This window comes from Actinomadura soli (genome assembly GCF_005889715.1).
GTDB classification, from domain to species: Bacteria; Actinomycetota; Actinomycetes; order Streptosporangiales; family Streptosporangiaceae; genus Spirillospora; species Spirillospora soli.
This window is the reverse complement of record NZ_VCKW01000356.1, coordinates 1-6,684: the sequence shown is the minus strand read 5'-3', so window position 1 is coordinate 6,684 and position 6,684 is coordinate 1. Positions and strand designations below refer to the sequence as shown.

General features: G+C 72.1%; 6 protein-coding genes and 2 pseudogenes. 5 read left to right on the top strand and 3 right to left on the bottom strand.

The window, feature by feature from the left end; all coding sequences use genetic code 11:
- Together ETD83_RS37940 and ETD83_RS37935 are read left to right on the top strand one after the other, a co-directional pair.
- A pseudogene (locus ETD83_RS37940) lies at positions 1-924 on the top strand (hypothetical protein); the annotation flags it as partial.
- 178 nt (positions 925-1,102) lie between these two features.
- Positions 1,103-1,408: an SHOCT domain-containing protein gene (locus ETD83_RS37935; RefSeq protein ID WP_205718108.1), complete on the top strand. Its 306-nt coding sequence runs from the start codon at positions 1,103-1,105 to the stop codon at positions 1,406-1,408.
- Between the two features lie 35 nt (positions 1,409-1,443).
- Here the strand turns inward: ETD83_RS37935 and ETD83_RS37930 are convergent, their stop codons facing one another.
- On the bottom strand, positions 1,444-2,133 hold the full coding sequence (locus tag ETD83_RS37930; protein WP_138650027.1) for a MarR family winged helix-turn-helix transcriptional regulator: 690 nt from the start codon (positions 2,131-2,133) through the stop codon (positions 1,444-1,446).
- Positions 2,134-2,465: 332 nt separating this feature from the next.
- Between ETD83_RS37930 and ETD83_RS37925 the strand changes: the two genes are divergently transcribed.
- From ETD83_RS37925 to ETD83_RS37915, 3 genes are all read left to right on the top strand, one after another.
- Positions 2,466-2,789 (top strand): DUF3263 domain-containing protein, encoded by a 324-nt coding sequence (locus ETD83_RS37925; RefSeq protein ID WP_205718107.1) that lies wholly within the window; start codon positions 2,466-2,468, stop codon positions 2,787-2,789.
- A gap of 127 nt (positions 2,790-2,916) precedes the next feature.
- A complete protein-coding gene (gene otsB, locus ETD83_RS37920; protein WP_138650025.1) occupies positions 2,917-3,717 on the top strand; it encodes a trehalose-phosphatase in 801 nt (266 codons plus the stop codon).
- A gap of 416 nt (positions 3,718-4,133) precedes the next feature.
- Positions 4,134-5,006, top strand: a complete 873-nt coding sequence (locus ETD83_RS37915; protein ID WP_138650024.1) for a hypothetical protein — start codon at positions 4,134-4,136, stop codon at positions 5,004-5,006.
- A gap of 131 nt (positions 5,007-5,137) precedes the next feature.
- Here the strand turns inward: ETD83_RS37915 and ETD83_RS37910 are convergent, their stop codons facing one another.
- Together ETD83_RS37910 and ETD83_RS37905 are read right to left on the bottom strand one after the other, a co-directional pair.
- Positions 5,138-5,740 carry a PadR family transcriptional regulator gene (locus ETD83_RS37910; protein WP_138650023.1) on the bottom strand — a complete coding sequence of 201 codons (603 nt, stop codon included), beginning with the start codon at positions 5,738-5,740 and terminating at the stop codon, positions 5,138-5,140.
- Between the two features lie 158 nt (positions 5,741-5,898).
- Positions 5,899-6,684, bottom strand: a pseudogene (locus ETD83_RS37905) (serine/threonine-protein kinase); the annotation flags it as partial.

The window sequence follows — 6,684 nt, the reverse complement described above, 5'->3', positions numbered from 1 at the left end:
GACCCCGCCTACTCGGCCGACTCCGCCTACCCGGCCGACTCCGCCTACCCGGCCGACTCCGCCTACCCGGCCGACTCCGCCTACCCGGCCGACGCGGTCGGCTCGGCAGGGGAGCCGGGGCCGGAGATCGCGCCGGTCAGCGTCCCGCTCTGGCAGAGCACCGAAGTGCACCCGCGGCCGCCCATTCCTGACGTCCCACCGGCGGACCCGACGCCCTTGAGCGCGCCGCCGCCCGGTCCCCTGCCCGTGGACGCGCCGCCGTCCGACCCCGTGGACGGCTCGTGGGGCGCCCTGTCCTGGGACACCGAGACCTCCTCCTGGGATTCGGAAACTTCGTCGTGGGACACGGAAACTTCGTCGTGGGACACGGAATCCTGGGATACGAACGACGAGCCCGACCTAGGCCAGCCCCCTGAGCCGCCGCTGAAGCGGCCGCCGATCCTGTCGAGCGAGTTGCGTCCGTTCGACCCCGGCGAGTTCTTGGTGAACGGCGGGAACGGGCACACCGCCAACGGTCACGAGGTCGGCAACAGCGGCCACAACGGCGAGCGGCTGAACGGAGCCAACGGTGCCGCCCTCAACGGTTCGCCCGGAGGTGGTGACCCCGGGTCCGACGACGACCGCTGGGACGCGTTCCGGCGAGGCTCTTTCGACCTCCCGGGAACGGCCGAGGGCAGTCTCACCGCCCCCATCCCGCCCGTCCCGGCGGACGACCTCCCGTGGTCCTCGCCGGTACGTCCCGGGGACGAGGAGCCGACCGGCGCGTTCCCCGCCTTCCCATCCGATGAGGAGCCGTTGCGCGGGCCCGTTCAGCCCATGGACCCCGCCGCCTCCGCCGACTGGCTGGACGACGAGCCGCGTGGACGGCACTCGCGGCGTTCACACTCCTCCGATGACGAGGACTACGGGCCGCCCTGGTGGTGAGGCCGCCGCGGTGAGCCGGCGAACCCGGTCGGCACCGGCGAACGCCCGCGGGTGAAGGAGCACCGCCCGTGGTACTACGCCGGGCGTATCGCGGGAGCCTCCGGCCAGACGATGCAGGCCCCCGTACCGTTCGCCGAGCATCGACTCATCCGAACAACACAGGAAGGGTCGATGAACCATGTTGACGACGTTGGCGACGCAGGCGGCGGCGATGCACCCGGGCTCGGGTCCCTGGAACGACGGCGGGGACGCCCCCGCCTTCTGGCCGGTGTTCCCGATCACGTTCGGCCTGTTCTGGCTGGCCGTGCTGGGGACCGCGTTCTACCTGATCCGCCGCCGGATGAACACCACCGCTACGGCGGCCAAGGCGGCCGCCGACCCGCTGGCCAAGGCGCAGTCGGTGCTGGCCGAGCGGTTCGCCCGCGGCGAGATCGACGAGGACGAGTACCTCATGCGCGTCTCCACACTCCGCAACGGAACCTGACCCGGCCGCACCGGGATGCGGGGGCGGCCGGTCGGCTAGTCGGCGGCCCCGGCTTCCTTGAAGATCTCGTCGATGCCGTCCGAGTACCTCGGTACTCGGACGGCCGCGTCCGCGAAACGGGTGAGCAGCCGGGCGAACTCGGCCCGCTCGCCCGCCGACCATCCGGTCATGAGCTCGTCGAGGTAGGCGCGGCGGAACCGGTCGGCGACCCGCTTGACGCGGCGTCCCGCCCCGGTCAGCCCGAGGTTGGCGCGGCGCGCGTCGACGGGCGAGGGGCGCCGGGACAGCAGCCCGGCGTCGATGGCGTGGCCGACCAGCCGGCTCGCCGTGGACGGATCGATCTCCAGCCGCTCCGCGACGGCGCCGACGGTGACCTCGCGGCACGACCTGTCCGCGGCATCGGCGGGTTCGGATTCCTCGGCGGCGGCGGTGAGGGCGGCGACGGCGTTCACCACCATCAGGTTGGAGATCTGCAGCGGCCGCTCGCCGGGCGTCTGCGCGCGGATCCGCTTCATGAGGTCGGGCTTAGCCCAGACGCGGCGCAGATGGAACAGCGCCGCCCCGATGTCCACGAGGACGGGGTCGGCGAGCTGCTCGCCGTGCGGCTCCTGCTCGTCGAGCGGCTCAAGCGGCTCGGGCGGCTCCTGTGGTTCCGCTGTGCCGCCCGGTTCCTCGAAGGCCGCTTCGCGGTCGGCGCCTTCGGGAGCGGAGGTGTCCGTCGGCATGCAAGGTCTCCGTTCCGTCCCGGCATGGCGGAGGCCGGACGCTGCGAACCCCCACCCTAACGCATGTAGTGTGCATATGTTCAGGGGCTGCTGGGACGGACGTTCACCCTGTGACACACGGCATTGAAGATCCCCAGGTGAACGGGGATGTGATGCACTGAACCACCGGCCGCCGTTCCCCGGGAACCGCCGGAACTTGTCGGCGCGGACGCGTAACATGACACCCGCCCGAACCCGGACGACCCGGGATCAGTAACCACAGAGGGGACCTGATGCGAGCGGCGAACGCCCCCGGTGACCCCCGCGGTGACGTCCCCCCACAGGACGGAAGCATGGACGATGCCCCTACCGCACCACCCGTAACCGATGACGAAGGCGGAGCGGACGAAGCCGCCTTCCCCCCAGATCTGCTCTCCGAGCGCGACCGCCGCATCCTCGCCTTCGAACGGCAGTGGTGGAAGTACGCCGGAGCCAAGGAGCAGGCGATCCGCGAGAAGTTCGACATGTCGGCGACGCGCTACTACCAGCTCCTGAACATCCTGATCGACCGACCCGAGGCGCTGGAATGCGATCCCATGCTCATCAAGCGCCTCCGCCGGATGCGGACGCAGCGGCAGCGCAGCCGAGCGGCCCGCCGGCTCGGCATCCGCCCCTGACCCGTTCCCCTGACCAGGGCGGACCTTCCTGAAGTCCTGTCGTCCTCGGACGGCATGCCACGCAGCGCGTCCCTGGCGACACCCCAGGCGAAGAAGGTTCACTGGTCCTGTGAACTCTCCCCGCTCCATGACGGCCGCCGGAACCGGCGGCCTCGACGCGATCCGCAAGAACCCGGCCGAGGCCGTGCTCGGCTTCGACTTCGACGGCACGCTCGCGCCGATCGTCGACGACCCGGCCTCGGCCCGGGCCCATCCGGGCGCGGCCCCGGCGCTGGCGCGGCTCGCCCCGCTGATGGGCGCCCTGGTGATCGTCACCGGACGTCCCGCCGCCGTCGCCGTCGAGTACGGCGGATTCGAGGGCATCGACGGGCTCGTCGTCCTCGGCCAGTACGGGCTCGAACGCTGGGAGTCCGGCGTCGTGACCGCGCCCGCGCCGCTGCCCGGCGTCGCGGAGGCCCGCGCCAAGCTGCCCGAGGTCCTCGCGGCGGCGGGCGCCCCGCCCGAGACGTTCGTCGAGGACAAGGGACAGGCGCTCGCCGTCCACACCCGCCGCTGCGCCGAGCCGGAGGTCGCGCTCGAACGGCTGCGGAGCATCCTCGCCGCGCTCGCCGAACGCACCGGGCTGACCCTGGAGCCCGGCCGGTTCGTCCTCGAACTGCGCCCGCCCGGCATGGACAAGGGGATGGCGCTGCGCACGTTCATCACCGACCGGGGGGAGCGTCCGTCCGCCGTCCTGTTCGCCGGGGACGATCTCGGTGACCTCGCCGCGTTCGACGCCGTCGAGTCGCTGCGCGCGGAGGGCGTGCCCGGCGTGCTGGTCTGCAGCGGATCCACCGAGGTCACTGCCCTGGCCGAACGGGCGGACCTCGTGGTGGACGGACCATCCGGCGTCGTCGACCTTCTCAAGACCCTCGCCGACTCGTTCTGACAGGGACCGCTGACTCCTCCTGCGGCGGGGCGAGTGACAAGAGCCGCCTGCCGCCTTGCCGGATCTCGCGTGACACCGGGGGCGCGGGTGGACTATACGTCCAATTGAGTCAAAATATGGTGGATTACGGCATATGTGGTTCACGGGGACCGCGCGCGACCTCGGGGAGGCTGACGGTGGGCACGGAATCAGGAGTCCCACGTCGTCCGGGCGATATCAGGAACACGCCTCCCCATGGCATTCCCGCCAAGGCCACGCCGACGCAGGGGACACCGATCCACCCTGGCCACTCCCCGCAGCCGCACCCGCAGGCGCAGCCTTACCCGCAGGCGCAACCGCCGCCGGGCGTGCCGATTCCGCCGGGCGCTCCGTCACGTCCCATCGTCCACGCGCCGCCGACCCCGCGAAACCCGCAGGTGGCCGACACCTTCGTCGCCGGTCGCCCGCCCGAACCCCCCGGACCGCCCGAGCATCGGGGCGACGCGGCATGGGCCGGCGCTCCCGAGGCCCAGGGCGCCTACAACGAGCAGGACGAGCCGCCGCCCATGCCCGGGCCGATGGGCCTCCGGGACACGAGCGGCGTCCAGGTACGGCTCGGATCGCGCCGACGGGCACGGCAGGGCGGGGCGCGCAGGCGTGGCGGACGTCGCGGCGGGCTCGTCGCGGCGGGCGCTCTCGTCCTGGCCGGGCTGGTCACGGTCGGGCTCGTCCTGACGCGCGGATCCGGGGACGGCGGCACGACCACCCCCGGTCCGGTGGCCGGAGCAGGAGGCCCGGACGTACCGCTGCCCCGCGCCGGAAAGGCCATCGAGGTCGGCACGGCCGACGGGGCCAGGTACAGGATCGCGGCGGTGAGCAGTGGGGTGGCCGGCGGCTTGGTGACGACGTTCCAGTCACCGCCGTCCGGGACGTCGTTCGCCTACGTCGAGTACCTCCTGACGAACCCGACGAACCAGAAGGTGCTGCTCGACTTCCCGGGCGACGTGTTCGTCAAGCGCACCCTCGTCGCGCCGGACGCGCAGGGACGCTGCATGCCGCAGGCCGGCGTCCCCGAGGACATGTGCACTCCGCCGACCAAGAGCCGGGTCGTGCGGCGGCTGGCGGGCGGCGAGCCGATCCCCGGCGAGGGCGGCGACACGTACCTGCCGCCGGGCTCGACGTACCTGGTGCGCGCCACGGTGGACGTCCCCGTCCGGCGTGAGATCACCGGCAAGGACATGGGGCTGTACGTGTGGAAGCAGCTCAACATGGCCGACCAGCTGGCGAAAGAGGCCCCGTTCCCGCCCTGACACGAAACCGCCGCGACCAGTCGGGGCCGCGGCGGTTTCGGTCCGACACGGTTCCAGTCGGACATGGTTTCGGTTGGACACGGTTCGGCCGGTGCGGATTCGCACTGCTCCGCGCACATCCGGCATCGGGCCTATTCGGCTTCGGGGTCGTCGGCGAGGATGCCGTAGAGGCGGCGTCGGGCGTCGTTGACGACGTCCAGCGCGCGCGCCTTCTGCGTCTCGCTGCCGACCGCCATGACCTGCTGGAGCGCGACCATCAGCTGGCCGATGGCCTCGCGTCCGCGCATGACGTTCTCGCCGGCGGCCTCGGTGACCTCGTCCCAGGGGGCGATGGTCTGCGCCGACGCCTCCTCACGGCCCGCGTCGGTGAGGGCGAACAGCCGCTTGCCGCCGTCCTCCTGGCTGGTGACCAGGCCCTCGTCCTCCAGCATCTGGAGGGTCGGGTAGACCGAGCCGGGGCTCGGACGCCAGACGCCGCCGGTGCGCTCGTCCAGCTCCTGGATCATCTCGTAGCCGTGCATGGCGCGCTCGGCCAGCAGGGCGAGCAGCGCCGCCCGGACGTTCCCGCGCCGGGTCCGCCGCCCGCGTCCACCGCGTCCGCGATGGCCGGGCCCGGGACCGAATCCGGGTCCGCCGGGGCCGCCGGGACCCCACGCCCCGAACGGATCTCCACGGCGCCCGCGCTCCTCGGGCCCCCGGAAGCCGCCGCGCCTTCTCTTCTTCTGCTCGTGCATCGCAGTCTCCTTCTCTAGTGATCGGTTGCGATGCATTAACGATATATCGATAACCGGTCGCGATGCAACACCGAGCTTCGAGGAGCGCAGCACGGGGAGAGCGCGCGGCGCCATGGCCGCCCGCGATCTGGCAGGTCAGCGAGGGTGAGAGCGGCCCGTCAGGGGCCGGTGACCTTCAGGCTGTCGAGGATGTCCTTCGTCGCCTCGCGGTCGTCGGTCTCCTTGACCCGGATCCACAGCCCGAACTTGCCCGACTTGTCGCGCAGGCCGACCTCGGTGACGGACGGCGTGCCGACCTTGCAGGCGGTGAAGCGCGTGATCGTCCCGCTGAGGGCCTTGTCCGGGGTGGTGTAGTTCTCCGGCTCGGCCTTCGTGCACTGCCCGTGAGCGGACACGCTCGGCGGCGGCAACTGGCCCTGCCGCACGTCCGTGGTCACGCCGATGAAGACACCCGGGCCCTTGCCGTCGCCCAGGAACGCGGCCTTGTTCGGCGTCGCGCGGAGCACCGGGCGCGGCTGGGCGTCGTTGAGGCCGACGGTGGACGGCGACCACGTCGACTCCGCCGTGCCCTTCGGCCAGGCCTTCGGCACCGCGGCCTTGATCTTGCCCGAGTCGTGGGAGATCGCGACGAAGTCCTTCGGTATCTCGGGTGTCTTCTTCTTGTCCTTCTCGCCCCCGCCGTCGTCGCCGGAGAACAGCACGCCGAGGGTCAGGCCGCCGATCAGCGCGAGCACCAGGACGGCCACGGTGATGATCAGCGGCGTGACGAACTTCTTCGGGCCGCCACCGCCGCCGCCACCGGGCAGCCCGGAGCCACCGCCCCGAAGCCTGCCCAGCAGACCCGACTTGCCGCCAGGACCCTGCCCCTGACCTTGGACCGGCCCCGGAGGCGCCTGGAACCCGGTCGGAGGCGGCGAAGCCTGCGGCCCCCCAAAGGGTTGCCG